At 58.2% G+C, this 1,931-nt stretch carries 1 protein-coding gene; it reads right to left on the minus strand.

Annotated features, from left to right (window positions below):
- Positions 1–67: 67 nt before the first annotated feature.
- Positions 68–1,771, minus strand: a complete 1,704-nt coding sequence (locus tag BLW97_RS17760) for an IS1634 family transposase (RefSeq protein WP_075324134.1) — start codon at positions 1,769–1,771, stop codon at positions 68–70.
- Positions 1,772–1,931 lie beyond the last annotated feature (160 nt).

A 1,931-nucleotide genomic window follows, 5' to 3' on the forward strand; every position in this document is an offset into this window, starting at 1 on the left:
CCACCCGAGTTCGACAGTTAATCTCGCAACTTATTGATATTGCTAATAGCGATTTCAAAACGCTCCACTACAACAGCGTCAGTTGCTGAGACGCGGCTGGTTTTTTTACCCGGAGGGCATGCAGAACCTCGCTTTGACATTCCTGGATGGAAGACACCCCGGATACGGGTGGGGCGCCATTGAGACGAACTCGGTGATGCTGAATGCGGTGGAGTTGCTCCAAGGCTCGTTCCGGCGTCAGCCCGGTGTGACTCGCACGTAAACGACTGCGCATGACCCGATGCAGAATCAGCGCCATGAAGCAGATCGCTGCGTGCGCCCGTATCCTGTCGGGCAGGCGGTGGTAGACCGGGCCGATTTCCAGCTCGGATTTGAGCACTTTGAAGCCCCGCTCGATATCGGCGAGAGACTTGTAGCGCGCCACGACCTCCGCCGGTGACAGGTCCTGCACATTGCTCACGAGCAGGAGCTTGCCATCCATCTTTTCCGCCAGGGTGCGTGCGCTTTTGTCGATGTCGTAGCTAAACTGCTGTGCGGCCATATCGACTTGGATGATGCGCGACAAATGCGCCTCGCAGACGGCATGGTAGAAGCGTGCCTTGGCACCGCTGTCGGAGAGTTTTCGGCCCCGGTGTTTCTTGCCGTCGTCCTGATCATCCAGTTTGCCGGCCCACTGGTCGCCCTGGGTAATCAGCGCTTCGATCCGCGCGTTCCGCTTGGCGGTCTGGTCCGCCGCCGTCATGGGATCATGGGCGATGACCAGCCGCAGGTCGTTCCAGGTGCGCTCACCGATGACTTCTTCAGTGGCAGTGTTGCACGACTCCCGCTGGAAACTATCCAGCAGATCGGTAAATTCATGGTACCGCCGCCCCGGTACGGCCAGGATAAACTCCAGAGACTGCCCGTTGGCCAGCCGAATCGCCTGCAGGGCTGCCAGATTGTCCAGACTCAACAACCCGCGATCCGCGATGAGCACCAGGCGCCGCACTGTCGGAAAGCGCTCCAGCACTTTGCCCAGGGTCGGCAGCAGCGTTTTGGTCTCAGCGGTGTTGCCATCGAAGACCTCATGGTAGATCGGCAAACCTTCTGCAGTCTGCACGACCCCCAGCATGAACTGGCGAGCGATCAGACCTTCCTTGGCCATCCCGAATTGACGGACGTCCTGGGGAACCGTGACCAGGCCTTCACTGCGGATCGTGGTGAGGTCATAGAAGACCACGGACAGGTCCTGATCGATCAGGGGGCGCAACAGTCCGGCTACCACAGCATCTACGGCACTCTGTTGCTCCATCAGGGCATCCATGCTGCGCAGGAGTTGCTGGTGGGTAATCGCTGTCACGGTGACATCCGGCAAGGCGACGGTTTCCACCCAGCGCAGTACGCCCAGTTTCGATTCGGGATCGCAGAGCCGGTTGAGGACCATCACCCGGACCAGAGCTTCCACATCGGTCGTATGGCGGGTCTTGCGGAACACCTGACGTAGGGCGCTGAACCCCAGCTCCTTCCAGAGTTCGGTCAAGGCCCAGACATCGCCAAAAGCACGCGCTGCTTCAAAAGCGATGGATGGTGAAGAAATTATTGGCGTCGGGGTGGGTACCTGGCCGCTGACCTTCATCAGGCCCTGAATCACGGCATTCAACTGACTGTCGATCTGATCCAGCCGCCCAAGTGTGGCGACGGTACGCTTTTTGACCTTTCCGGCATCATCCCGGTAGGACTCCACAAGCTGGACATAGCGGCGGCTGCCGGAGGTGGTGATCTTCACATGCATGCCGCCACTTTATCAGCGTTCATAGGCATGTCAATAAAAGATCAAAAGTGATAAAACGTGCCACCACAGCATTTTTAGAAAATAGGCGCTGAAACCCCTATGAATGCTGGGGCGGCGTTACGAAATTGACGATTTTTGCCGATGAACTGTCGAACTCGGG

Origin of the sequence: Acidithiobacillus albertensis, from assembly GCF_001931655.1 — a bacterium.
In the GTDB taxonomy this organism is placed as follows: Bacteria; Pseudomonadota; Gammaproteobacteria; order Acidithiobacillales; family Acidithiobacillaceae; genus Acidithiobacillus; species Acidithiobacillus thiooxidans.